Here is a 24,864-nt window from a genome sequence, read left to right as displayed (position 1 = left end):
TCTCATCCGATTTCCGGGCAGTGAGAACCAGCCGGTAATACCTAGCCTTATGGAGGTTTTACCGGGGGAGTGGATATGTCTGGTGTTTTGCTGCGCGAGCGCGGCTTCAAGGGGGACGACGGATCTGCGTCGAGGCTGCGGTTCCGTCTTCTCGGACCGTTGCAGACCGATCGTGGAACGAAAGCGCTGGAGCTGGGGCCGCCGAAACAACGGGCCCTGCTGGCCGTGCTGTTGCTCAGGCCGGGCCTGGAGACGGGTATCGATCAACTGATAGAAGCTCTCTGGGGAGACGGCTATCCGGCCTACGCGAAGAATCTGATCCAGAAATCCGTCTCGGGTCTGCGCGGTCTCCTGTCGGCCGAGAACGGCGACGGCGGCGGGGGAGTTTCCCTGGAGTGGTCGGCCGGCGGTTACCGGCTGGACGTCGGGGATTCCGAAGTGGACCTCTATGAGTACGAACAGCTGGCGGCGGCCGGCATCGCCGCCGCGCGCCGGGGCGAGATCCTGCAGGCGGTCGGGCTGCTGGAAAAGGCGCGCGTGATGTCCACGGGCCCGCTCGCCGAAGGGCTGGAAGGGCCCATGCTCGAACGGGAACGGCTCTACCGTCAGGAGCGCTTCCTGGCGGACATGGAAGTGCGCGCCGAGCTGGAACTGGAGCTGGGCAGGCACCGCAACGCCGTTCCGTACCTGTACTACGCGGTGGACAAGTACCCGCTGCGCGAACGCTTCCTGTGGCTGCTGATGCTCGCGCTCTACCGCTCGGACCGCGGCAACGAGGCGCTGACGGTGTACTCCGTCCAGCGCGCCCGCGTGGTCCAGGAGCTGGGCGTGGAGCCCGGCTCGGCCCTGCGGGCCCTGCACGCCCGCCTGCTGCTCCAGGACCCGCAGCTGATGGTGATGTCGTCCCTGCGCCAGGACAGCGGAGCGGCGGAGGAAACCTTCGTCCCGACCCCGCGCCTGCCGCTGGCGCGCCGCGGCCCGTTCGGCTGACCGACGACGGGCCACGGAGCCCCGGAGCCCTCGGAGTTCTCGGAGGGGTCCGGGGCTCTTTGCCCTGTACGGGCTTACGTCATCGCTACGGCGCGCTCGCTAGGGTGCCCTGACCTGCACGAAAGCCCTCCACGGGGGAGGGCTTCGGGGTGGTACGGGAAGTGTGCCCCCGGCAGGACTCGAACCTGCGGCCAAGTGCTTAGAAGGCACCTGCTCTATCCACTGAGCTACGGGGGCCGGAAGGTGGCCGTGGTGGCCTGGAGCCCCTGGATGGGGGTGGGGCTGTGGTCCGTGCCGGGTCAAGGATAGGGCTCCGGTTGCCTTGTCCCGGTTGCTTCACTCGCGTGCCACGATGTGGAGGTTCGGTGAAGCGGTCCCGATAATCGCAGGCAGGTGCGATTCTCGCACCGCTTTTGCGCCGTGGCGCCCTGGGTGTTGTGCACTCGTTATGCCTGTGCCCCACTCGTCCGCTGTGTCCGGGATGTGCCGCCGGAGTAGCGCTCGGCGCGCAGAGGACGTATAAGCTTCAAAAATGCTCCTAAATTGGGCATTCTTCGCATGTGGTGACCTTGGATGTTCGGCCTCAGCTGCTCGATGCCCTGTCCGCCCTGCGCGACCGGGTCGCGTCCGTGCGTCTGCCGCTGCCCCTGCCCGGCGCCCCCCGCGCCCGCCAGACCAGAGCCGAGCTGCTCGCGCAGCTCGACGACTACCTCGTACCCCGGCTGAAGGCGCCGGAGGCGCCGCTGCTCGCCGTCGTCGGCGGGTCCACCGGGGCCGGTAAGTCCACCCTCGTCAACTCCCTCGTGGGGCGCCAGGTGAGTGAAGCCGGGGTACTCCGGCCCACGACCCGCACCCCCGTCCTCGTCTGCCATCCGGATGACCACCACTGGTTCGCCGGGGTGCGGGTGCTGCCCGATCTGATGCGGGTCTGGGCCCCCCAGGACGACGAGGACACCCCCTCCTCCTCCCGGCGGACCCCCCGCCGTCCGGGTGACCGGCACGGGCACGGCCACCCGGCGACCACCCGCGAGGTGCGGATCGAGACCGTCTCCACCCTGCCCCGCGGCCTCGCCATCCTCGACGCCCCCGACATCGACTCCCTCGTGGTCGACAACCGCACGCTCGCCGCCCAGCTCATCTGCGCCGCGGACGTCTGGGTGATGGTCACCACCGCCTCGCGGTACGCCGACGCCGTGCCCTGGCACCTCCTGCGCACCGCCAAGCAGTACAAGGCCACCCTCGTCACCGTCCTCGACCGGGTCCCGCACCAGGTGCTCGCCGAGGTCTCCCGGCAGTACGGGGCCCTGCTCACGCGGGCCGGGCTCGGCGAGGTGCCCCGGTTCACGGTGCCCGAGCTGCCCGAATCGGCCGGCGGGGGCGGGCTGCTGCCCGCCAGCGCCGTGGCCCCGCTGTTCGCCTGGCTCGCGCACCACGCGCAGGACCCGGCCGCCCGCCAGTACGCCGTCGGGCGCACCGCCCTGGGCGCGCTCGACTCCCTCGGGCGCCGGATGCCGGAGCTCGCCTCGGCCGTCGCGGCCCAGCACGCCGCCGCCGTACGGCTGACCTTCGCCGTCGAGGACGCCTACAAGAGGGAGGGCAAGCGGGTCCGGGGCCGCCTGGACCGGGGCGCCGTACTCGCCGGGGACGCGCTGACCCGCTGGCGCGGCTACCCCCTCGACACCAGCGCCGACGAACTGCTCGACTCCCTCGCGGAATCCCTCGCGGCGCTCCTCCAGTGCGCCGTCGCCGCCGCCGACGAACGCATCGCGGACGCCTGGCGCCGCGAGCCCGCCGCCGGCGCGGTCTCCCTGCCCGCCCCCGACCGCGAGGCGGCGGAACGTATCGGCATGGCCGTACGCCGCTGGCGGCGCGTGCTGGAGGAACTCGCCGAGGAAGAGGTCGCGGCCCTCGACAAGCAGCCCGCGCCCGACCCCGACGGGGTCGCCGCCCTGCTGGTCGCGGCGCTCCTCGGCGGCAAGCGGGCCCGGCCGGCCGGGGAGAAGCTCGCCGAGCGGATCGGAGTACAGGCCGCCGTACGGCTGCGCGACCGGGGCGGCGAACTCGTCGCCGAGCACCTCGACCAGGTGCTGCGCGCCGAACGCGACCGCCGCCTCGCCCCGATCGAAGCGCTCGAAGTCAGTCCCGAACCCCAGGCCGAGCTGATCGCCGCACTGTCCCTACTGCAGAAGGAGAGGTGACGCGGTGACCGCCCTGACCGACCGCACCGACGACCGCTGGGACGACGGACTGATCGCCCGCTCACGCCCCCGGGCCGGCGAGGACGACTGGCCCATGAGCGGAGACGAGGAGGGCGACGAAGCACTCGTACGAGCGGTCTCCGGCGCCGGAAGCGACGGCGGCAAGGCCCCCGCGCCCCCGCTCAGCCCCGAGGCGCAGGCCCTGCGCGTCCGCCTCGACGCGCTGCGCCAGCTCATCGGGCTGTCCCGGACCAGGATCCTCGACGGAAAGACCCTCGCCGAAGCCGGCCGCGTCCTGGACGAGGCGGCCGCGCGCCGCGGGCTGTCGGCGCAGCACACCGTCGTCGCCATCGCCGGAGCCACCGGAAGCGGCAAGTCCACTCTCTTCAACTCGCTCGCCGGAGTGCAGATCTCCGAGACCGGGCTGCGCAGGCCGACGACCGCCGCACCCATCGCGTGCAGCTGGTCCGACGGCGCCGCGGGACTGCTGGACCGCCTCGAGATCCCCGGCCGGCTGCGCCGCCGCCCCCGGGAGACCTCGGAGGCCGAGGCGCTGCGCGGCATGGTCCTCGTCGACCTGCCCGACCTGGACTCCGCGGTCGGCGCCCACCGCGACCACGTGGACCGGGTCCTGGCGCTGGTCGACGCCGTGGTGTGGGTGGTGGATCCGGAGAAGTACGCGGACGCCGTCCTGCACGAGCGCTACCTGCGCCCGCTGGCCGGGCACGCGGAGGTGACCTTCGTCGTGCTGAACCAGGTGGACCGGCTGCCCGGGGAATCCGCCGACCTCGTCCTGGACGACCTGCGCAGGCTCCTCGACGACGACGGGATCGCGCTCGGCGAGCACGGCGAGCCCGGAGCAACCGTCATCGGACTGTCCGCCCTCACGGGTGAAGGCGTCGGGGAGCTGCGCGAGATGCTCGGCCAGTTCACCCAGGAGAAGGGCGCCGCGACGCGCCGCATCTCCGCCGACGTGGACAAGGCCGCGGCGCGCCTGCGGCCCCTCTACGTGGCCGACGGCCATGCCGGGCCGGAGATCGGGGAGACCGCGCGCGCCGAGTTCGAGGACCGGCTCGCCGAGGCGGTCGGGGCGTACGCGGCCGGGCTCGCCGCCGAGCGGGCCTGGCGGCGCAACGCCGGAAAGGCCTGCGGCACCCCGTGGCTGCGCCTGTGGCGGTGGTACGAGAGCCGGCGCGCCCCGCGCTCGCTGTCCGGCCTCGCCGCCCTGGCGGCCATGGGGCGGTCCCAGACGGCCCCCGAGCAGCCGGTGGAGGAAGAGGTGACGGCCCGTCAGCGGGTCGAACAGGCCGTCCGGACCGTCGCCGACGAGGCGGTCCACGGCCTGCCCGACCCCTGGGCGCAAGCCGTACGGGAAACCGCGGTCCGCGGCGCCGAAGGGCTCCCCCAGGCGCTGGACGAGATCGCGGTGACCCTCGGGCCGGCGGTCGCGATGCCCAGCGCCCGGCCGCCGCGGCCCTCGTGGTGGCCGGCGGCAGTGCTGGCGCAGGCCGCCATGACCCTGCTCCAGATCTACGGCGGGCTGTGGCTGGCCGGGCAGATCGCCGGGGTCCTGGCACCGAGCCTGATGCCGCCGGTCCTGCTGATGGTGGCCGGCATCGTCGGCGGTCCGCTCGTGGAGTGGGCCTGCTCGATCGGGGCCCGGGGCCCGGCACGGCGCTACGGGCAGGACGCGGAGCGCCGGCTGCGCCAGGCGGCGGCGGGCTGCGGGCGGGCCCGGGTACTGGAGCCGGTGGCGGCGGAACTCCTGCGCTACCGGGAGGTGCGCGAGCAGTACGCGACGGTGGCGAAGTTGTCCACAAGCCGTCAGTAGTCCACAGCCACCGACGGGTTCCGGCCGACCGGGCCAGCATGGTCCTACGCCGTGCGGAGGGTCCGGACGGGCAGGGACGGGGGTCGGGGCGGTGCGCGGTCGAGCGCGCCGCCGGACCCCGGAAGGGCGGCCGGGATGAACGACACCCAGGTGACGCTGGTGGGTTACGTGGCCACGCAGATCGACTACAAGGACACGGCGAGCGGCCCGGCGGCCCGGTTCCGCTTCGCCGTCACCCCGAGGTACTACGACCGGAAGAAGGAGACGTGGGCGGACGCGCCCACCAGCTTCTACACGGTGTGGGCCCGGCGCGGCCTCGCGGTGAACCTCGCCGGGTCCGTGTCCGTCGGCGAACCGCTGGTGGTGCACGGAAGGCTCCGGGTGCGGGAGGACCCGCCCGACGGGGAGGGCAACCGGTGGTTCTCGGCCAACATCGACGCGACCGCGATCGGGCACGACCTGAACCGCGGCACGGCGGCCTTCCGCCGCGTCGTCAGAACGGACGTGCCGCTGATGGGCACTCAGAAGGCGGCGGTGGTCTGAGTGTTCGAGGAGGCTAGGATTCCCCGGTACTCACGGGCACCTGGGCCTTCGGCCCGAAGGGGAAGACTGTGTCGATTGCCGTTCCCGCACCCTCCACTCCTGCCGCCGCCGATGGCGCTGCTCCTGAACGCCCTCCGGGCGGTGGTCCGGTTCCTGCTGCCGGCCAGGGGGCCGGCGCCGCACCGGCGGCGCGCACCCCGGTCGCCACGGCCGTACGGGGCTCCGTACGGCGGCCGATCGCGATGGCCCTGCTCGCCGCCGCACTGGCCGGGGCCCCGGGTGCGGTGGCGGTCGCCGACACCGGTCCGGGCGCACCCCGGACGCCCGAGGGAGCGAGCGCCGTCCTGGACGGGCTGAAGACCTTCGGACAGGCCGTCCTGCGCGGCCCGGACGGAACCGCGCGCCAGATCCCGGCCGGGCTGTACGAGATGCGGGTCGACGGGGGCGGCATGCTCCAGACGTACGGAGTCGGCGTCGCGGGCGCCGCGCAGCCCCAGGCCCGGTTCACGGAGATCGGATGGAACGGCACGCCGCTCGCGGGAAACGGAGAAGCGGGCCGGATCCGCTGGGTACTGGAGCACTCCTACCCCCAGCGCAACGATCTCGCCGGGCTCGCCAAGGCGGCCGGAGCCGCGGCGCTCACCGCGGAGAGCGCCGCGGCCGGCACCCAGGTGGCCATCTGGCGGCTGGCCGAGGGCGTACGGGTGGAGGCCGTCGACCCCGCTGCGGAGAAACTGGCCGACTACCTCCAGCGCGAGGCGCGCAGGCTGCCCGAACCGCCGGCCTCGCTCGCGGTGGATCCCGGTGAGGTGTCCGGGCCGCTGGGCGCCCGGATCGGGCCGGTCACCGTGCGGACGGGCGCGCAGAGCGTGAGCGTGACCCCGGACCCGGCGGCCCTGGCCATGGGGGTGCGGGTCGTGGACGCCCAGGGGCTGCCGGTCACCACCGCGGTCAACGGAGCGAAGCTGTACTTCGAGGTGCCGGAGGGGACACCGGACGGCAGCGCCGAGGTCACCCTGCGCGGGTCGACGCGCGTGCCGGTCGGCAGGGTCTTCACCAGCGGGGTCCCCGCGCAGGTCCAGATCGTGGCCGGCTCCAGCCAGTCCGCGGCGGTGGCCACGGCCACGGCGACGTGGCCACAGCTCCCCGTGGCCCGGCCGGCGGACGGCACGGCCCCGGGCGCCGCCGCGGGCACGGCCTCCGGCGCGGCTTCGGGCGCGGGCCCGGGCTCGGGCGAGGGCGCGGGCCGGGCGACGACGGCGCTGGGCGCGCTGTCGGCGCCCGCCCCGGCAGCGGAACCGGACACCTCCGGGGAGCGGCTGGCCGCCAGCGGCAGCTCGGCGGCCACCCCGGTGATCGCCTCCCTCGCGGTGGGCCTGGTCGTCCTGGGCGGCCTGGTCGTCCTCCTGCTGCGCAAGCGCCCCCTGGAGGAGGGCCCCGGGCCGGAGCGGGCGACGGACCCGGAGTAGGGGCCGGGCGCAGGCCGAGGCGGTTCGGGCCGGTTCGGCCTGGTTCGGATCCGGAGGTTCGGGTAGAGGCACAAGATGGCTGATCAAGACTTGACGTGGCGGGGCGCGGTCGCACAGGGGGACCGGCTGCTCTTCGACTTCGTGGCCCGGCGGCACTGGCCCGGGGCCGACCGGGTGCTGCCGCGGCTCGGCCGGGCCGCGAACCACGGGCTGCTGTGGGGCGGGGCCGCCGCCGGGATCGCCGTCCTCGGCTCCGCCGGGGCCCGCAAGGCGGCCGTGCGCGGGGTCGCGTCCCTGGCGCTGGCCTCCGCGACCATCAACACCGTCGGCAAATGGTCCGTGCGCAGGGCGCGCCCGGTGCTCGCCGGAGTCCCCGCCGTGCGCCGGCTCAGCACGCAGCCGCGGACCACCTCCTTCCCCTCGGGGCACGCCGCGTCCGCGTTCGCCTTCACCGCCGGGGTGGCGCTGGAGTCCCCGCTCTGGGGCGCCGTACTGGCCCCGGTCGCCGTCTCCGTGGCGTTCTCGCGGGTGTACACCGGCGTCCACTACCCCTCGGACGTGCTCGCGGGCGCCGCGCTCGGGGTGGCGGCGGGATTCACCGTCCGCCGGCTCACCCGGGACGCCCAGGAGTCCCGGATCGTGCCCGGCGACGAGCGGGCCGCCGCGGCGCCCGCGCTGCCCGACGGGGACGGGCTCACGGTGGTCGTCAACACCGGGTCGGGCACGGCCGCCGCGACGGGACTCGACGTACTGCTGCGGGAGCGGCTGCCCAAGGCCGAGCTCGTCGAATGCGACGGGCCCGGGCTCGCCGCGGCACTGACCTCGGCCGCCGAACGGGCCGCCGTCCTCGGCGTGTGCGGCGGCGACGGCACCATCAACGCCGCCGCCACCGCCGCGCTGCGCGCCGGGATCCCCCTGGCGGTGTTCCCCGGCGGCACCCTCAACCACTTCGCGCTCGACCTCGGCCTCGCGGGGATCGAGGACACCTGCCGGGCCGTGGCGGACGGGCACGCGGTCCACATCGGCGTCGGCCGCTTCACCCCGGGCCCCGGGCCGGACCCCGAGGACACCAGAGCCGGGTACTTCCTGAACAACTTCAGCATCGGGGCCTACCCGGAGCTGCTCGGCCACCGGCTCCGCTGGGCCCCCCGGATCGGCGGCGGCCCCGCCGCCCTCCTGGCGGCGTACCGGGTGCTGCGCGCGGAGCGCCCGGTACGGCTCAAGCTCGCCGGGAAGGAGCGCAGCGTCTGGCTGCTCTTCGCGGGCAACGGCACCTACCAGGGCACGGGCCCGGCACCCCGCTACCGCAAGAGCCTGGGCGAGGGCCTGCTCGACATCCGGCTCGTCCTCGGCGGCGGCCGCCCCGGCCCCCGCATGCTCGCCGCAGCCTTCGCGGGCCCGCTGACCCGCTCCCCGGTCCACGTCGCCACCCGGCTGCGCAGCCTGCGCGTGAGCGACATCCCCGCCGGCACCCCGCTCGCCTACGACGGCGAGTACGCCCAGGCCCCCACCGCCCTGGTCCTGGACGACCTCCCGGACGCCCTCACGGTGTACCGGCCCCGCTGACCGGCCACCGGCGCTGACCGGCCACCCCCGCTGACCGGCCACCCGCGCTGACCCGCCACCCGCGCCGACCCGCCGCCCGGGCGCCCGCTCGCCCGGGCGGCCGGGCGGCCGGGCCGGCCCGTGCTCACACCATGCCGAGGTCCGCCCGCATGGTGGCGCGCATGACGTCCGAGCGCTGCGAGAGGCTGAGCAGCTCGGCATGGATCTCCTCGAAGGAGCAGTCCGGCCCGGGAGCGCCCTCGGCCAGCCGCATCGTGCGGGCGTAGGCCCCCGCCATGCCCCGGGTCATCGAGTCCAGCTCCGCGAGGACCGCGGCGGAGGCGACCATCTGCGCCTCCGCGAAGGCGGCGTGATGGCCGCCCCGGGCCTCCTCCAGCGCCGCCCGCGAGGGCGCCGGCCGCTCCGCCGGATCGCCCGGCGCGTTGTGGACGACCCAGAGGAAGGACATGAGCGCGATCCGGTAGCGCCGGTACGCCGCGTTCGTCGCCGCGTAGCACTCCCGCCTGCGGTCGAGCTGCGCCAGCTGCTGCTCCCGGGCCCACCCCAGCTGCGCGACCCGCTGCTCCCGCTCGAACTGCGCCGCCTGCACCCGCGCCAGCATCCGCTGCGAAAGCACCGTCGCCAGCAAGGTCCCGGCCACGCCGACCACGGCCGCCCCGAGCGCGATCAGTCCGCTGTCCATATGCCCCCCACCTCGGACGCAGCCCCCCGGCCGCGCCCTCCTCAGGGGCATCCTGCCGTGCGGCACAAGGCCCCGGGGCGCTTTTGCGGGCGCCGGCCGGGTGGCCCGGGGGCCATACGGGTTTCCCCCGGGGGATGGACGTCAGGCAAGATGGGGTGTATCTGCCCACCCATCGATCTGCCGGACGGTTTCTCTTGGCTGAGTTCATCTACACCATGCGCAAGACGCGCAAGGCGCACGGCGACAAGGTGATTCTTGATGACGTCACCCTGAACTTCCTGCCCGGCGCGAAGATCGGTGTGGTCGGCCCGAACGGCGCCGGTAAGTCCACCGTGCTCAAGATCATGGCGGGGCTGGAGCAGCCCTCCAACGGCGACGCCTTCCTGTCGCCCGGCTTCACCGTCGGCATCCTCATGCAGGAGCCCAAGCTCGACGAGTCCAAGACGGTCCTGGAGAACGTCCAGGACGGCGCGGCCGACATCATGGCCAAGCTGAAGCGCTTCAACGAGGTCGCCGAGGAAATGGCGACCGACTACACCGACGCGCTCATGGACGAGATGGGCAAGCTCCAGGAGATCCTGGACCACACCAACGCCTGGGACCTCGACGCCCAGCTGGAGCAGGCCATGGACGCCCTGGGCTGCCCGCCCGGCGACTGGCCCGTCACCAACCTCTCCGGTGGCGAGAAGCGCCGCGTCGCGCTCTGCAAGCTGCTGATCGAGGCCCCGGACCTGCTCCTCCTCGACGAGCCCACCAACCACCTCGACGCCGAGTCGGTGAACTGGCTGGAGCAGCACCTTTCGCAGTACAAGGGCTGCGTCATCGCCGTGACCCACGACCGGTACTTCCTGAACAACGTCGCCGAGTGGATCCTCGAGCTCGACCGCGGCCGCGCCATCGCCTACGAGGGCAACTACTCCACGTACCTGGAGAAGAAGGCCACCCGCCTCAAGGTCGAGGGCCGCAAGGACGAGAAGCGCCAGAAGCGCCTCAAGGAAGAGCTGGAGTGGGTCCGCTCCAACGCCAAGGGCCGCCAGACCAAGTCCAAGGCCCGCCTCGCCCGTTACGAGGAGATGGCGGCCGAGGCGGACAAGATGCGGAAGCTGGACTTCGAGGAGATCCAGATCCCGCCGGGCCCGCGTCTGGGCTCGATCGTGGTCGAGGTCAACAACCTCTCGAAGGCGTTCGGTGACAAGGTCCTCATCGACGACCTGTCCTTCACCCTGCCCCGCAACGGCATCGTCGGCATCATCGGCCCGAACGGCGCCGGCAAGACCACGCTGTTCAAGATGATCCAGGGCCTGGAGACGCCGGACTCCGGCGCCATCAAGGTCGGCGAGACCGTCAAGATCAGTTACGTCGACCAGAGCCGCGCCAACATCGACCCCAAGAAGACCCTCTGGGCCGTCGTGTCGGACGAGCTGGACTACATCAACGTGGGCCAGGTCGAGATGCCGTCCCGCGCGTACGTCAGCGCCTTCGGCTTCAAGGGCCCGGACCAGCAGAAGCCGGCCGGTGTCCTCTCCGGTGGTGAGCGCAACCGCCTCAACCTCGCGCTGACGCTCAAGGAGGGCGGCAACCTGCTGCTCCTCGACGAGCCCACCAACGACCTCGACGTCGAGACGCTGTCCTCGCTCGAGAACGCGCTCCTCGAATTCCCCGGTGCGGCCGTGGTCATCTCCCACGACCGCTGGTTCCTGGACCGAGTGGCCACCCACATCCTCGCGTACGAGGGTGACTCCAAGTGGTACTGGTTCGAGGGCAACTTCGAGTCGTACGAGAAGAACAAGGTCGAGCGGCTCGGCGCGGACGCGACCCGTCCGCACCGTGCCACCTACAAGAAGCTCACCCGAGGCTGAGGGCCGAGGACACGGGCCATGGCCAGACACCACTACCGCTGCCCCCTCCGCTGGGCGGACATGGATGCCTTCGGGCACGTCAACAACGTCGTCTTCCTCCGCTATCTGGAGGAGGCGCGGATCGACTTCATGTTCCGCCTCGCGCCGGGGGAGGGCAGTGAGTCCTTCACGGGCGGTTCCGTCGTGGCCCGTCACGAGATCGACTACAAGCTGCCCCTCGTGCACCGTCACGAGCCGGTCCTCATCGAGTCCTGGGTGACCCGGATAGGCGCCGCGTCCCTGACCATCCGCTACGAGGTCAAGGACGAGGCGACCGAGGACGCGCCCGAGACGGTGTACGTGCGCGCCGAGACCGTGGTCGTGCCCTACAACCTCGCCGAGGGGCGGCCCCGCCGCATCACGGCCGAGGAGAAGCTCTTCCTCCAGGAGTACCTGGACGAGCCGAAGGCACAGCCCAAGGCACAGCCGAAGACCGGCGCTCCCGCCGGGGGCATCGCGGCATGAACGAGCAGCTGCACTTCGCCGACTCCGGGGAGGCGGCCGACCTGGCCGCCTTCCTGGGCCGGCTGGTGCACTACGACCGTGCCGCCGCCGTCCGCCTGCAGGCGCAGGCCGGCGGCGGTGCGCTCGCCGTTTTCGGACGGCCGCCGTCCTTCGACGTCCTGGCCGTCCGCACGGTGCGGCTCGCCGCGCCCCTCTCCGCCCCGCTCGACCTGACCGTCTCGGCCGGGGAGCTGCTGGAGTCCGTGGACGAGGGCGAGCGGGCCGGCGCAGCCGTTCCCGCGGCCGTCACCGGACCGCCCTGGGCGGGCGTGCTGCCGCCCCGCGGCGGCTGGACCCCGGTGCCCGGGCTGCCCGGCCCCGAGGCGATGGCCGGGGCCCTGGCGGCCGCCGTCGCCGAGTTCCGGGCCCGCGACGAGGCCCTGCCCCCGCAGCACCGGACCCGCTCCGAGCGCGACCGCATCGGCCGCGAGATCTGGTCCCGCACGCTGAGCGACACCGAACTTCCGCTGCGCGCCGTGCACGCCGCGCAGTCCCTGGGCTTCCTGCGGCCCGTACGGTCCACCGTGCCCGCCGCGCCCGCCCCGTCCGGCGGCTCCGAGCCGGTGGCCCTGTTCGCCTCCGGCGGCTGGCTGCGGCTGCGCACCCCGTACGGGTCCGTGGCCACGCGCCGGCCCGGCGGCCTGGGCACCCTGCTCGTCCGGCCGGTCTAGCCGGAGCCCGCCCGCGCCGTACGGGAGCCCGCGGGGACCCCGTACGCCTGCCCGTACCGGCTAGCCCGCCTAGCCCGCGGTGTTGATCATCGAGGCCGCGGCGTACGTCAGGTACCGCCACAGCTGCGCCTCGTGCTCCGGCGCGAGGCCCAGCTCGTCCACCGCCACCCGCATGTGGGCCAGCCACGCGTCGTGCGCGGCGGCGTCCACCTGGAAGGGCGCGTGCCGCATGCGCAGGCGCGGGTGGCCGCGGTTCTCGCTGTAGGTGTTCGGGCCGCCCCAGTACTGCATCAGGAACAGCGCGAACCGCTCCTCGGCCGGACCGAGGTCCCCCTCCGGGTACATCGGGCGCAGCAGCGGGTCCTCGGCGACCCCCTGGTAGAAGCGGTGGACCAGACGGCGGAAGGTGTCCTCGCCGCCCACCAGTTCGTAGAAGGTCTGCTCCTGGACCGTGCCCCGCGGAATCTCATTCACCCGACCATCGTCTCAGACGCCCGGACGGAGGACCCCGGTCCTAGGACCTCCCCGCGCAGGAGGCCCCTGCTCCGCACGGCCGCGGCGCGGTCGCACCCGGACGGCGTCCGCAGGACAGTGGAGACATGGGCGCACACGCCGAGGTACGCGACGTGCGGGAGACCGCGCACGCCGCCCAGGTACGGGAGCTGACCGCCGCCGGGGCGCTGGAGGATCCGCGCTGGCGGGCGGCCTTCGCCGCCGTGCCCCGGCACGTGTTCGTCCCGTACTACTACACGGGCCGCGGCGCCGGCCACGAGCGGCTGTGGGCCGAGGACCCCGACCCCGCACAGCGGGCCCGCTGGCTGCGCGGGGTCTACACCGACGCCCCGCTCGCCACCCGGCTGCGCGACGGCGAACTGGTCTCCTCCAGCAGCCAGCCCTCGCTGATGGCGAGGATGCTGGAGGCCCTGGACGTGCGCGACGGGGACAGCGTGCTGGAGATCGGCGCGGGCACCGGCTACAACGCGGCCCTGCTGTGCCACCGGCTCGGTGACGGCCTGGTCACCACCGTCGACCTGGACGAGGAGATCACCGAGTCGGCGCGCGCGCACCTGGACCGGCTCGGCTACCACCCGGCCGTCGTCACCGGCGACGGGGCGCGCGGCTGCCCCGCCCGCGCTCCCTTCGACCGGATCCTGGTGACCTGCACGATCCCGCTGATCCCGCCCGCCTGGCTGGGCCAGTGCCGCCCCGGGGCCCGGATCCTGGCCCCGCTGTCGACCGGGCTGATCGCGCTCACGGTGCGGGACGCCGAGTTCGCCGAGGGCCGCTTCCTGCACACCCCGGCCTACTTCGTGCCCCTGCGCGGGGCCACGGCCGCGCCGCCGGGCACGTACGGGATGCCGCAGGGGCTGCCGTACGAGCTGGTGGAGAACGAGCGCTTCCAGTTCATGCTCGTGCTCACCTCGGGCGCCCTGCACCCGCGGGAGGCGCTGGACCTGTGGCGGCGCGAGGACCGGCCCGCGCGCGAGCGCTTCGGGGTGACGGTGGGCGCCGGCGGGCAGTGGTGCTGGCTCGACGATCCGCAGGGGCCCTACGTCTGGCCGCTGGGGGAGACCGGAGCATCATAGGTCGGTAATCGACATATGCCGGTGACCGAGCTATGGTCTGCCTGTGACTGATCAAGCTCTCCGCGAGCCGACCCTGCTGATCCTCACGGCGCTCGCCGATGCCCCCCGGCACGGATACGCGATCGCCCAGGAGGTCGAGAAGATTTCGGAAGGCCGCACCACGATGCGCACCGGAACGCTCTACGGGGCCCTGGAGCGGCTCCTGGAACAAGAACTCATCGCCGTCCACGAGGAAGAGGTGGTCGACGGCCGCAGGCGGCGCAGCTACGCGCTCGCCCCGCGCGGCCGGGAGATCCTGGCCGCCGAGGCGGCCCGGCTCGCGCGCACCGCGCAGGAGGCCACCCGGCGGCTGGGACTCGGCGGGTCCGCGGCCTCCCTCGGCACCGCCCTGCGCGTCCGCCGTACGGCGGTGGGCACGTGAGCGCGCTGCTGAGGCTGTATCCCGCCGCCTACCGGCGGGAGTTCGGCGACGAGATCGCCGACGCGTACCGCGAGGCGACGCACGGGGCGGCGCTCCCCGCCCGGGTGCGGGAAGGCGCCGACGTGGCCGGACACGCCCTGCGCATGCGGCTCGGCCTGGGCTCCGCGGGACGCCCCGGCCGGCTCCTGGCGGCGCTGGCGCCGTTCGCCCTGACAGCCGTCGGGGCCGCCGCGTCGAGCTGGGCCGGAGTGATGCACCACGTCTTCCTCGTCGCGGACTTCGACGAGATCGGCCCGGTCTTCGCGGGAACGGTCGCGGCCTACCTCGTCATGGTGTTCGGGACGTTCCTCGCGCTGGCCGGACACTGGGCGGCCGGCAGCTGGACCGTGCTGGCGGGAACCGTCGTGGTGTTCGCGCTCGGCGCGGTCCGGATGGGCATCGCCTCCCTCGGGTTCTCGGCGCTCACCGACGGGCCGATGATCGCCCTGGCCCTGGTGGCCGTGGCGTGCCCGCCGGATCTGAGGCCCGTTCCCCGTGTCCGCACACGGGCCGGTGTGCTCGCGGTGATGGCGTGGACGCTGGTGCTGACGAGTGCGGTGATGCTGGTCCCGCTGGTGCACCCCTTCACCCAGCTGCGCTTCGCCGTCACGCTGACCGCCGGACTGCTGCTGGCCGGACGCCGGGCGTTCGCCGGGCTGCGCACCGCGCCCGCCGTCCTGCTCGCGGGCCTGCCGCTGCTGTTCCTCGCCCTCCACCCCGGGGCGCTGCTCCCGCTCGCCGTGGCCGGTCTGCTCGTCCTGCTGCTGGTCACCGCTGCCGTGGTGAGCGTGCGGCGCCGGCGCGGGGCCCGGGACCCGCTCGTCGGCGGCTGAGCATCCGTGGAACGGCGAAGCCCTCCGGTGGACACCGGAGGGCTTCGCCGCGTTCAGGACCGGCGGCCGCGCGGAAGGGCCGGCCGCGAGGGGCCGGCCGCGCGAGGTCAGCCGCGCCGGACGGTGATCGTGGTCCAGGCACCGACGTGGACGCGGTCCCCGTCGGCGAGCGGAACCGGCACGTACGGCTGGATCGACTCCTCGCCGCCGTTGATCGTGGTGCCGTTGGTGGAGTTCTGGTCCACCACGGCCCAGCTGCCGTCAGGCTGCTGGACGAGCACCGCGTGCTGGTGCGAGACGCCCGGGTCCTCCGGGGGCACCGACAGGTCGATGTCGGGGGACTCGCCCGTCGAGGCGCGGCGCCGGCCGATGGTGATCTGGCCGCCGGAGAGCGGGAGGTGCTGCTCGGGGGAGTACGCGGGCAGGTCGAGCCCGGCCGCCTCGGGGCCGCTGCGGTGCATCATGGCCATGAAGTACGAGCGGTCCGGGCCGATCGTCGCGCTCCAGGCCCCGCCGCCCGGCTGCTGGTACGGCTGCTGCTGCTGGTAGCCGGGCTGCTGCGCCTGGTGCTGCTGCTGGTGCTGGGGCTGCTGGTGTTGCGGGTGCTGCTGCTGGTGCTGAGGCGCCTGGGGCGGCTGGTACTGCCCGGTCCGGGACGGCTGCTGCTGGTACGGCGGCGGCTGGTGTCCCTGCTGCGGCTGCTGCTGGTGCTGCTGCGGGGGCGGCGGCTGCTGCTGGTACGGGGGCTGCTGGAAGTCCTGGCGCGCCGGAGGCGGCAGCATCCAGTCGTCCTCGCGCTGCAGCGGCTCGGCCGGGCGGTTGACCCGCGAGGGCCGCGAACCCTGGTAGTCGAAGTGGTCCTGGGAGTACGCAGGCGGGGCCGCGGGCGCGCCCGGGGACGGGGGCTGCGGCGGGGACAGGTCCGGGGCGAGCGGGGTGTACGAGGTCGCCGTACGGGTCAGGAAGTTGTACCGGCACTCCTCGCAGAACGGGGCCATGGCCTCGCGCGGGGTCCGGCACTGCGGACAGAGCTCGGCCTGTGCGGTCGGCTCGCCGGCCGGAGGGTAGCCGTAGCCGTAGGAGGGCGCCCCGGGGGTGCCCGTGGGGGCAGCCATGCGGTGGCCGCAGACCTCGCACCAGTCGTCGGAGGCGGACTGGTGCCCGTTCGGGCAGGTCGGCATCGCGGCGCTTCCTCCTTCTTCCTGCGTCATCGAGGCAGGTTCTTCTTCTTCGCGTCCGACCAGGTCACGATCGGAGCGTCAAGCCGTACGTCAAGATTTTCGCACTCGAACGGTTTGAGTGGAACGCGTTTCTAGTGTCATCTCGTCCGCGTCGGCGACCTTTGCCTTCAGTCGCACAGTACCCGCCGCCGCATCGACGACATCCACCACCTTGGCCAGCAGCTTGGCGGTGTCCGCGTTGCCCGAGGAACTCGCCAGCTGCACGGCCCGGCCGAGCTTGGCCGTGGCCCCGCCGACGTCTCCCAGTTTGCGGGCCTCCAGACCCTGCTGGATGGCCTGCGCGAGCTCGGCCTGCCCGGTGTAGTGGGCCACCTGCGGGTTGATGGCGGTGGACGCGGCGAGATCGTCCGTCCAGACCGCGCGGACCAGGCCCTGGGCCAGTACGGACGGCTCCTCACCGGGGGCTCCCGGCATGACGAGGGCGGCGCGGGCGGCGAGCATTTCCTGGCCGACGGACGCGCCCGGGACCCGGACGCACACGTGGTACTCGCGGGACTCGTCGCCCCAGGAACCCGTCGGGTAGTCCCCGGCGCGCGGGGACGCGTCCGTACGGCGGGCGGTCAGGTCCTGCACGGCGGGAGCGACCTGCTTGACGTACTGGATCTCCGCGCCCACCGGGGTCCACAGGCGCAGTGAGACGTCCGCCACTTCCTTGCCCATGACCGTCTCCATCATGTGCGTGAAGTCCTCGCTCAGCCGGGCCGGGTCGGCCACGATGTCGGCCGTACCGAGCAGCGCGCTCGCGATGCCGGTGACCTCCTTGACCTCCCAGTCCGTTCCCACCCCGCGGGCGTCACAGGTGAAACGGCCCGCGCAGGCGTCGAGGGTGGCGCGCAGCACGGCCGGGTCCTCGTGCTCGTTGCGGCCGTCGGTGAGCAGGATCCCGTGCCGGATCGCCGCGGTGGACCCGTGCAGCAGGCCGTCGGCGAGGCGCAGCCAGGTGCCGATGGCGGTGCCGCCCCCGGAGGAGAGGCCGCGCAGGGCCTCCTTCGCCTGGGCGCGGGTGGCCGCGTCGGCGACGGCGAGGCGGCCCCGGCGGGGGAACACCTCCCTGGCCACGTGGGTGCCGGCGATCACGGCGAAGGCGGTGCCGTCGCGGAGGGTGTCGACGGCGGCCGCCGTCGCCTCGCGGGCGCCGCGCATCTTGTCGGGCGGGTACTCCATGGAGCCGGAACAGTCGACCATGATCACCACGGCGGCGCCGCCCGGGGCGACGGCCGTCCGGGTGGCCGTGGCCCCGCCGGTGGAGGTGACCGTGACGATGGCGTGGACGTCGCGGGCGCCCTCGGCGAGGAACTCGTTCTGGTACACCTCCACGCTGAAGCGCGGGGCGCTCGGCTTGGCGAAGTTCGCCATCGGTCGCTCCTCCTCGGGGACGGGGATCAGGCCTGGGCCTGCGGGGCGCCGGGCCCCGCGGGGCCCGCGGCGCTCGTGGGCGGGGTCGGCGGGGGCTGCGGCAGGGGCGGGGTCTGCTCCGCCGGCGGGGTCGCCGCGAAGGGGACGACCGCCACGGTGACGTTGTCGTGCCCGCCGCCGTCGAGGGCGTGGCCCACCAGGACCTGCGCACTGTGCAGGGGGCGCACGGCGGCGTCCTGCGGCAGGACCCGGGCCATGTCGCCCGCGGACTCGGCGTAGTTCCAGAGCCCGTCGGTGCAGACCACGACCACGCCGTCGTGGTCGGGCTTGAAGGTGGCGGTGTGCGGCTCCAGGTCGTACGCGTCGGCCCCGAGCCAGCCGGTGATGGCGTGCGCGCGGACGTCGGCGTAGGCCTCGGCCTCGCCCATCAGGCCCGCCGCGACCATCTGGGCGGCCCAGGAGTCGTCCTCGGTGAGGCGGCGGGGCAGGGCGGCGCGGTCGTCGGGGACCCAGTACGCACGGCTGTCGCCGACCCAGCCGATGGTCAGCAGGCCGCGGCTGACCACGGCGCCGACCAGGGTGCAGGCGGGGGCGTTCTGGGCGCCGGGCACCTCCGGGGCGAGGGCGTTCACCGCGGCGGCGGCGGCCAGGATCGCCTCGTGCATGGCCTCCTGGGGGTGGGCGCCGCGGGGCAGGGCGTCGAGCAGCGCCTCGTTGGCGGCTCCGGCGGCCGCCGCGGAGGCCTCGTCGGGGCGGCTCGCGGAGGAGACGCCGTCGCAGACGATGGCCACGGTGGCGGCGGAGCCGTCGGGCAGCGCGGTGGCCGCGACGGCGAACGAGTCCTCGTTGCGGTGGTGGCGCAGCCCGCGGTCACTGACCGCGGCGACGCTCCCGAGCTCCTCCTCGAGGTGGTCCCGCTCCCGGGGCTGCGCGTGCCCGCAGTGCTCGCAGTACCCGTCGGTGTCCACCCGCCCGGCACGGCAGGCCACACAGGTCTTCCCCCCGGCCCCGGAGTCCCCTTGCGGGGCGGTGCCCTGGCCCGCGGGGGCGGCTTCGCCGCCGGGTTCGTGGCCCGGCTGGGCGGGCCCGCCGTACGGGGCTTCGCCGCCGGGGTGCTGCCCCTGCGGTGCGGGGTCGCCGTACGGGGCTTCGGGCCCCGGGCCCTGGGGGCCCTGGCCGGCGCCGTGCCGATCGGGGTGGGGGCCGCCGGCCGGGCCGCTGTACGGGGGCTCGCCGCCGTGCTGCCCCTGCGGGGCGGGGCTGCCGTACGGGGCTTCGCCGCCGGGGGCGTGGCCCGGGGACGCGGGGGCGCCGTACGGGGCGTCGTGGCGGACCTGCGGGGCGGGGAGGTCGTAGGAGGTGGGGTGCTCTCCGGGGCCCGGGGCGCCGTACGCGTCGTAGCCGTCCTGGCCCGTGTACGGGGCTCCGCCCGAGGGAGCCGTCCCCTGCGGGCCGGCGCCGTAGGGGGCGGTGTCCGCCGGGTGCCGGCCCTGAGCGGGCGTGGCGTACGGGCCCTCGGGGGCCGGAGGCGTGCCGTGGCCGGGGTCGGACCAGCCGGCGGGACCCGACACCAGGGTGGGGGCCGCGGTGGAGACGCTGCCCCAGCCGGGCGCGGCCTCGCCGGCGTACCCGGGGGCCGCCGGTTCGGGGTGGCCGCCCGAGTGCTGCGGCGCGAAGTCCTCACCGGACGACGGGAGCCCGCGCGCGGCCGGAACCCCGCCCGGCGGGGTGAACGGGTCCGCGTGGGCCGGGGATTGCTCCGCGGCCCGGGGCTCCGGGTTCGCCGGGGTCGTGAGGGCGTAGCCGCAGAGGCCGCAGAAACGGTCACCCTCCTCCAGCGGTTCCGCGCAGCTGGGGCAGCCCGACAGCCGATGCATCGACATCAATCACACCCACGTCCGGGGACGGAAACGGTTTGCCCGCTCCACCAGTTCGATCCTCTCCTCGCCCCGCTGCGCCAGCCGTGCCAGCACGCGGAACGAGCGCTCCAGGCCGAAGCGCAGCCCCCGCTGGTCCAGTTGGCAGCCGAGCAGCGAGGTACGGCCGGGGTCGGAACCCCGGCTGCCCGACAGTACCCAGTCCAGGGCCGAGCCCAGAACTTCCGCCCTGAGCCGCTCGTGGCGCACCGAGTCCAGGCCGAACCGGCCCAGGCCCTCCACCTGCGCCGCGGCCGCCGTCAGATCGGGCAGCAGGGCTTCCTGGGGCGACCGGTCGCGCAGGCGTGCCCGTACGGCGGCCACCCGGGCGGCGGTGTGGTGGATCGACACCTCCGGTACGGATTCCAGCGTGCGCACGGCTCCGTCCCGGTCCCCGGTGGCCAGCTGCACCCGGGCCAGCCCGAACGCCGCCCCGACGAAGCCCGGGTCCGTGGCCCACACCAGGCGGTAGTACTCGGCGGCGTTGTCCAACTGCCCCAGCACCTCCGCGCACAGCCCCAGCGCCAGCTTCGGCGCCGGCTCGCCCGGGAAGGCGTCGTAGACGGCGTCGAAGGACAGGGCCGCCGTCTCGTCCTCCCCGGCGGCCAGGGAGGAGACGCCCCGGGCCCACACCACGCGCCAGTCGTCGGGGTGCCGCGCCTCCAGCCGGGTCAGCGCGTCGGCGACGAGCGGCGCGTCGGCGCCGCCCAGTTCGAGCCGGGCCCGCAGCTCCCGCAGCCGCAGCTCCGCGGATTCGGCCGGCGCCGAGCCCAGCGCGGCCAGCAGGTCGGCCGGCGCGGAGGCCATCAGGCCCGCCAGGAAGCCGGCGTTGGGGTCCCCGGCGTCGACCAGCGGCACGGGCAGCGCCAGCGCGGCCTCGCGGGTGTCGAGGGTGGACAGCTCCGACCGCCGCGAGGCGCTGATCCCGACGGGGGGCAGCGGAGCGGCCGCCGGTGCCTGGCGCGGAGCCGGCACGCCGGGGCCGGCGGCCCGGTGCGTCGCGGTGGTGACGAGCCCGGTGGTGCCGTACCCCGTGATCGGCGGAGCCGCCGGGGCCGCGGGAGCCCCCGCGGGCACGGCGGCGGGGGCGGTGGGCGCCGATACCGGCACCGGCACCGGAGCCGGGGCCTGCCCGGGAACGGCGGCCGGAGCCGGGCCGCCCCGGCCCGCCCGCCACCGCTTCACGGGCCTCTCGCCCAGCCGGGACACGTGCGCGCCCGACCGGTCGTCGGTGAACAGCCGGTCGTCCGGAACGCGCAGCTCGGGCCCGAAGAGGGTGGAGACCTGCGGCCTCGGGCGGCCCGTCTGGAGCGCGACGACCTCGCGCAGCACCCCCGTCAGCTGGTCAGCCATCTCCTGCGCCGACGCGAACCGCCGTCCCGGATCCGGGTCGGTGGCCCGTACCAGCAGCCGGTAGAAGGACTCGTAGCGTCCGAACACCTCGATGTGCTGGGGGTCCGGCAGCGAGTCCACGAACACGTTCGTGTAGCCCTGGAAGTCGAAGGTCAGCACGGCCAGCGTGCGCGCCACCGTGTACAGGTCGGAGGCGACCGAGGGTCCGAGCTCCGCCACCTCCGGCGCCTGGTAGCCGACCGTGCCGTAGATGGCCGACTCCTCGTCGTCCATCCGCCGGACCGCGCCCATGTCGATCAGCTTCAGCTGGTCGGCCTGCTGGATGGCGTTGTCGACCTTGAAGTCGCAGTAGAGGAGGTTCCTGGAGTGCAGGTGGCCGAGCGCCTCCAGCGCTTCGATGCCGTAGGCGCACGCCTGCTCCACCGGCAGCGGATCACGGCGGCCGTCGGGCCTGCGCCGCTCGTTGGCGATCTCCTTGAGCGATTTGCCGCCCACGTACTCCATGACGATGTACCCGTCCAGCGAACCGGTCCGCTGATCCAGGTGCTCCACGAAGTTGTAGATCCGCACGATGTTGGAGTGCTCGATCTCCGCGAGGAAGCGCCGCTCCGAGATCGCGGCCGCCATCGCGTCCTGGTCCCCGGTGTCCAGCAGGCCCTTGAGCACCACCCACCGGTCCGACACCGCCCGGTCCACCGCGAGGTAGACCCAGCCCAGCCCGCCGTGCGCGAGGCAGCCCGCGACCTCGTACTGGCCGTGGACGAGGTCGCCCGCGCGCAGCTTGGGCACGAAGGAGTACGGGTGACCGCACTTGGTACAGAAACCTTCCGTCCGCCCCGGCCGCTCACCGCGGGCACGGCCCACGGGCGCCCCGCAGTCGGAGCGCGAGCAGAACCGCTTGCGCTCCGGGACCTCAGGGTTCTCCAGCACCGCCGCCGAGGGATCCGGACGCGGCACCTCCGGTACGTTGACCAGCCCGGCGCCCAGCCGGCTGCGGCCCGACCCCGAGGCGGCCGAACCCGAACTGCGCACCGACACCGACCGGGTGGACGCGGCTCCCGAGAGCGCGCGCGAGAGCCGGCCCGACACGGAACGCCTGGACGAAGACGACCGCGAGGAGCGGGACGAGCGCGAGGCCCGCGAGGAGGACGAGGAGGAGGACCGCCCGGACCCGTGCGAGCCCTGGGAACCCTGCGACCCCTGGGAGTCACCGTGGCGGGCCGCGCTCGTCATCGCCGTCGGTACCGACACCAGCTCCTCGGCGCCCGCCGCGACGGCGCCCGCCGGAGCCAGCCCGCAGGTGCCGCAGTAGACCTCGCCGCCGCCCATGTCCTCGTACGTCCCCGGGCAGCCGGGGCGCATGCACGCCGTTCCGATCAGACTCACGCGTCCCCCTCCCTCGGCCCGTCGGGCCACTCGTGCACCGGTCGGTGCCCCCGCTGATCCTGCCGGTCCTGCCGGTCCTGCGTGTCCTGCGCGTCCTGCTGCGGCGCCGACAGCGCCTCCGCCGTCGCCCGCTGGTAGCGGAGCACCGCCTGCTCGGCGGCCCGCAGGTCGCAGGGCGCGCTCCACAGCATCCGCCGGGCGGTGTCGTACCGCTCCATCAGCAGCGGATCCTCCGCCAGACCGAGCCGCGCCACCTTCGCCTTGTACGCGTCGAGCCGTCCGCGCAGTTCCGCCCGCACGGCCAGCGGAGCCGTCACCGCGGTCAACGATTCACGGGCCCGCAGCAGTTCCTCCGCGGCCCGCTCCTCCAGCGACTCCAGCAGCGGTGACAGCCGGTGCCACTGGGCCCGGCGCCGGTACTCCGCCGCCGCCGAGAGCTGCTCCTGCAGCGCCGTCGGCGGGCCGCTCACCGCGGGCACCTCGGACGCCGCGATCTTCGCCAGCACCTCGCCGCGGGCCACCCGGGCCTCCGCCAGGGTCCGGTCGGCCCGCGAGAGCACGTCCCGCAGCCCGATCAGCCGCTGCTCGGCGTCCTGCCGGACGTCCAGTACGGCCTCGACCTCCCGGCGTACGTCCTCCAGCGCGAGCGCGGCCCGGTCGTAGCGCCCGGTGTCCGGACGGCCGCCCCCCGGCGCGGAGCTCCCCGCCACGGAGAACCAGAACGCCAGCGGGTCCTCGATCACCCGGGCCCGCAGGTCCGCCAGCTCGGCCGTGATGGCCTCCAGATCGTCCCCCGAGGGGTGTTCCCCCGGCCGGACCCCCACCGAGTGGGCCAGGGCCCGGGTGCGGTGCAGTTCGGCGGAGAGCAGGTCGATCCGGGCGGGCAGCGCCGACCACACGGAGTCCGCGGCGACCACCACGTCCAGGGAACTGGCGTACAGCTCGTTCATGCGGGACACCAGCTCGGCGAGGGAGAACCGCTCCGCGAGCGGGGCCCCCTCCACCGCGGCTCCGGAGATCAGCACCCCGGGCCCGCGCAGCCGGTCCGTCAGCTCGACCAGGTCCTCGCGGCTCGGCCAGCGGCGCCGTTCGCGGATCTCCCGGGCGGCGCCCAGCGCCCCGCTGTAGGCGTCGAAGTACCGCCAGAGCCGGGTGATGGCCGCATCGGCCCGCGCCCACCGCTCCTTGGTGACCCCGGTCAGCCCGGCGCCCTCCAGGAGCCGCCGGCCCGAATGGTCCTGGAGCGCGAGCAGCGAGGTCTCGACGGCCTCGTGCTCCGCGCCCAGCCGGGCCAGCGCACGGTCCACACCGTCCCGGTCCATCACCGCCGGCTGCGCTCCCCAGGGCTGCGTCCCGAAAGGATGTGCCTCCACCGATTCCGCCTCCGGTCTCGTGACATCGGGCTCAGAATCCGCCACCGGCCTCAGTCCCGGTACTTGGGAGCGGGCGGGCCGGCGACGCCGGGCAGCACGGGTTCCAGATGGTGCTTGTACGCCGCCATCCAGGGGCTGGCGTCGCCGCCCGCGCGGTAGTCCTCCAGCACCTTGTTGACGCGGCGCACCAGGTCGCTCGCGTCCTTGTTCATGGCCACCCCGTAGAACTCCTTGGTGAACGGGGAGCCGACCAGCCGCACCGACGGATCCTGCGCGGCCTGGCCGGCGGCCAGCGCGTTGTCGGTGATGATGCCGTCCACCTCGCCCAGCTGCAGCCGGACCAGGCAGTCGAGCTGGTTGGGCACGCTGACCGGGACGGCGCCGTAGGACTGGGTGGCCAGGGCCGCCTCCGCCGTGGAGCCGGCCGCCGTGCAGACCCGGCGGCCCTTCAGCGAGGCGTCGTAGCCGGTGATCGCCGAGTCCTTGGGGGCCAGCACCTGCTGCCCGGCCTCGAAGTACGCCGTCGAGAAGGCGACTTCCTCCAGCCGCTTGCAGTTGACGGTCATCGTGCGCACGACGATGTCGACGGTGCCGTCCTTGAGCGCGGGGATGCGCTGGCTGGTGGGGATGGCCCGGTAGATGACCTTGCCGTCCGCGCCGAGTATGTCCTTCGCTATGGCCCGGACCAGGGCGATGTCGAAACCGTCGAGCTCCCCGGCCGGGTTGCGGTAGCCCCATTTGAAGCTGTTCTGGTCCACGCCCGCGACGAGGTGGCCCGCGGCACGGATCCGCTCGATGGCCGCGCCGTCCAGCCCGTTGGGGCGCAGGCTCGCCTCCGGGTCCTCACAGGTGTCCGCGGGTGCCTGCGGAGCGACGGCCATCCTGGCCGGCTCGCGCACCGGCGAGGAGGGCCCCGGGCTGCCCGGGGCCGCCTGGGCCAGGGGCAGCAGCACGGCCGCGGCCGTCAGCGCGCAGGCCGCGGCCATCGCACCGACCCCGCCCCAGCCG

20 protein-coding genes and 1 tRNA gene are annotated in these 24,864 nt (G+C 74.3%); 12 read left to right on the top strand and 9 right to left on the bottom strand.

The window, feature by feature from the left end; all coding sequences use genetic code 11:
• Nucleotides 1-87: 87 nt before the first annotated feature.
• The gene (locus tag ACWCP2_RS21770; RefSeq protein ID WP_450910229.1) at nt 88-990 is read left to right on the top strand and encodes an AfsR/SARP family transcriptional regulator; all 903 of its coding nucleotides are present in this window, start codon (nt 88-90) and stop codon (nt 988-990) included.
• 164 nt (nt 991-1,154) lie between these two features.
• Here the strand turns inward: ACWCP2_RS21770 and ACWCP2_RS21765 are convergent.
• Nucleotides 1,155-1,227 (bottom strand) — tRNA-Arg (locus ACWCP2_RS21765).
• 332 nt (nt 1,228-1,559) lie between these two features.
• On the opposite strand from ACWCP2_RS21765, the gene ACWCP2_RS21760 reads away from it, so the two are divergent.
• The 5 genes from ACWCP2_RS21760 to ACWCP2_RS21740 all read left to right on the top strand — a co-directional run bounded on the left by ACWCP2_RS21760 (nt 1,560) and on the right by ACWCP2_RS21740 (nt 8,597).
• Nucleotides 1,560-3,188, top strand: a complete 1,629-nt coding sequence (locus tag ACWCP2_RS21760) for a dynamin family protein (protein WP_450910228.1) — start codon at nt 1,560-1,562, stop codon at nt 3,186-3,188.
• 4 nt (nt 3,189-3,192) lie between these two features.
• Nucleotides 3,193-5,019, top strand: coding sequence for a GTPase (locus tag ACWCP2_RS21755; RefSeq protein WP_450910227.1), 1,827 nt, complete (start codon nt 3,193-3,195; stop codon nt 5,017-5,019).
• 135 nt (nt 5,020-5,154) lie between these two features.
• Nucleotides 5,155-5,562 carry a single-stranded DNA-binding protein gene (locus ACWCP2_RS21750; protein ID WP_243334947.1) on the top strand — a complete coding sequence of 136 codons (408 nt, stop codon included), beginning with the start codon at nt 5,155-5,157 and terminating at the stop codon, nt 5,560-5,562.
• 68 nt (nt 5,563-5,630) lie between these two features.
• The gene (locus ACWCP2_RS21745; protein WP_450910226.1) at nt 5,631-7,031 is read left to right on the top strand and encodes a thioester domain-containing protein; all 1,401 of its coding nucleotides are present in this window, start codon (nt 5,631-5,633) and stop codon (nt 7,029-7,031) included.
• 75 nt (nt 7,032-7,106) lie between these two features.
• Complete coding sequence (locus tag ACWCP2_RS21740; RefSeq protein WP_450910225.1) at nt 7,107-8,597, top strand: phosphatase PAP2 family protein; 1,491 nt, start codon at nt 7,107-7,109, stop codon at nt 8,595-8,597.
• Nucleotides 8,598-8,721: 124 nt separating this feature from the next.
• Here the strand turns inward: ACWCP2_RS21740 and ACWCP2_RS21735 are convergent, their stop codons facing one another.
• Nucleotides 8,722-9,279: a hypothetical protein gene (locus tag ACWCP2_RS21735; RefSeq protein WP_450910224.1), complete on the bottom strand. Its 558-nt coding sequence runs from the start codon at nt 9,277-9,279 to the stop codon at nt 8,722-8,724.
• 194 nt (nt 9,280-9,473) lie between these two features.
• Here ACWCP2_RS21735 and ettA point away from each other — a divergent pair, with 194 nt between their 5' ends.
• From ettA to ACWCP2_RS21720, 3 genes are read left to right on the top strand one after another with little or no spacing between them, the layout of a single operon-like run.
• Entirely contained in the window at nt 9,474-11,138 is a 1,665-nt protein-coding gene (gene ettA / locus ACWCP2_RS21730; RefSeq protein WP_450910223.1) for an energy-dependent translational throttle protein EttA, read from the top strand.
• Between the two features lie 18 nt (nt 11,139-11,156).
• Nucleotides 11,157-11,642, top strand: coding sequence for an acyl-CoA thioesterase (locus tag ACWCP2_RS21725; protein WP_450910222.1), 486 nt, complete (start codon nt 11,157-11,159; stop codon nt 11,640-11,642).
• Nucleotides 11,639-12,352: a hypothetical protein gene (locus ACWCP2_RS21720; protein WP_450910221.1), complete on the top strand. Its 714-nt coding sequence runs from the start codon at nt 11,639-11,641 to the stop codon at nt 12,350-12,352. The genes ACWCP2_RS21725 and ACWCP2_RS21720 overlap by 4 nt, the downstream gene beginning before the upstream one ends.
• A gap of 69 nt (nt 12,353-12,421) precedes the next feature.
• On the opposite strand, the gene ACWCP2_RS21715 is transcribed toward ACWCP2_RS21720, so the two are convergent.
• Nucleotides 12,422-12,826: a globin gene (locus ACWCP2_RS21715; RefSeq protein WP_399379734.1), complete on the bottom strand. Its 405-nt coding sequence runs from the start codon at nt 12,824-12,826 to the stop codon at nt 12,422-12,424.
• 125 nt (nt 12,827-12,951) lie between these two features.
• On the opposite strand from ACWCP2_RS21715, the gene ACWCP2_RS21710 reads away from it, so the two are divergent.
• The 3 genes from ACWCP2_RS21710 to ACWCP2_RS21700 are packed head-to-tail and all read left to right on the top strand — an operon-like array spanning nt 12,952 to nt 15,231.
• Complete coding sequence (locus tag ACWCP2_RS21710) at nt 12,952-13,938, top strand: methyltransferase domain-containing protein (RefSeq protein ID WP_450910220.1); 987 nt, start codon at nt 12,952-12,954, stop codon at nt 13,936-13,938.
• Nucleotides 13,939-13,981: 43 nt separating this feature from the next.
• Nucleotides 13,982-14,359 carry a PadR family transcriptional regulator gene (locus tag ACWCP2_RS21705; RefSeq protein ID WP_450910219.1) on the top strand — a complete coding sequence of 126 codons (378 nt, stop codon included), beginning with the start codon at nt 13,982-13,984 and terminating at the stop codon, nt 14,357-14,359.
• A complete protein-coding gene (locus ACWCP2_RS21700; protein ID WP_450910218.1) occupies nt 14,356-15,231 on the top strand; it encodes a hypothetical protein in 876 nt (291 codons plus the stop codon). Before ACWCP2_RS21705 ends, ACWCP2_RS21700 begins: the two co-directional genes overlap by 4 nt.
• A 107-nt stretch (nt 15,232-15,338) precedes the next feature.
• Here the strand turns inward: ACWCP2_RS21700 and ACWCP2_RS21695 are convergent, their stop codons facing one another.
• From ACWCP2_RS21695 to ACWCP2_RS21670, 6 genes are all read right to left on the bottom strand, one after another.
• Nucleotides 15,339-16,442, bottom strand: a complete 1,104-nt coding sequence (locus ACWCP2_RS21695) for an FHA domain-containing protein (RefSeq protein ID WP_450910217.1) — start codon at nt 16,440-16,442, stop codon at nt 15,339-15,341.
• 60 nt (nt 16,443-16,502) lie between these two features.
• Complete coding sequence (locus ACWCP2_RS21690) at nt 16,503-17,828, bottom strand: vWA domain-containing protein (RefSeq protein ID WP_450910216.1); 1,326 nt, start codon at nt 17,826-17,828, stop codon at nt 16,503-16,505.
• 26 nt (nt 17,829-17,854) lie between these two features.
• A complete protein-coding gene (locus ACWCP2_RS21685) occupies nt 17,855-19,711 on the bottom strand; it encodes a protein phosphatase 2C domain-containing protein (protein ID WP_450910215.1) in 1,857 nt (618 codons plus the stop codon).
• A 3-nt stretch (nt 19,712-19,714) separates the two neighbouring features.
• Nucleotides 19,715-22,474, bottom strand: coding sequence for a tetratricopeptide repeat protein (locus ACWCP2_RS21680; RefSeq protein WP_450910247.1), 2,760 nt, complete (start codon nt 22,472-22,474; stop codon nt 19,715-19,717).
• 5 nt (nt 22,475-22,479) lie between these two features.
• On the bottom strand, nt 22,480-23,805 hold the full coding sequence (locus ACWCP2_RS21675) for a hypothetical protein (protein WP_450910246.1): 1,326 nt from the start codon (nt 23,803-23,805) through the stop codon (nt 22,480-22,482).
• A 101-nt stretch (nt 23,806-23,906) separates the two neighbouring features.
• On the bottom strand, nt 23,907-24,842 hold the full coding sequence (locus ACWCP2_RS21670; protein WP_450910245.1) for a glutamate ABC transporter substrate-binding protein: 936 nt from the start codon (nt 24,840-24,842) through the stop codon (nt 23,907-23,909).
• Between the last annotated feature and the right edge of the window lie 22 nt (nt 24,843-24,864).

This window comes from Streptomyces sp. NPDC002104 (genome assembly GCF_053593795.1).
Note: the sequence above shows the minus strand (reverse complement) of the source record. Positions and strands in the feature narration are given on the sequence as shown.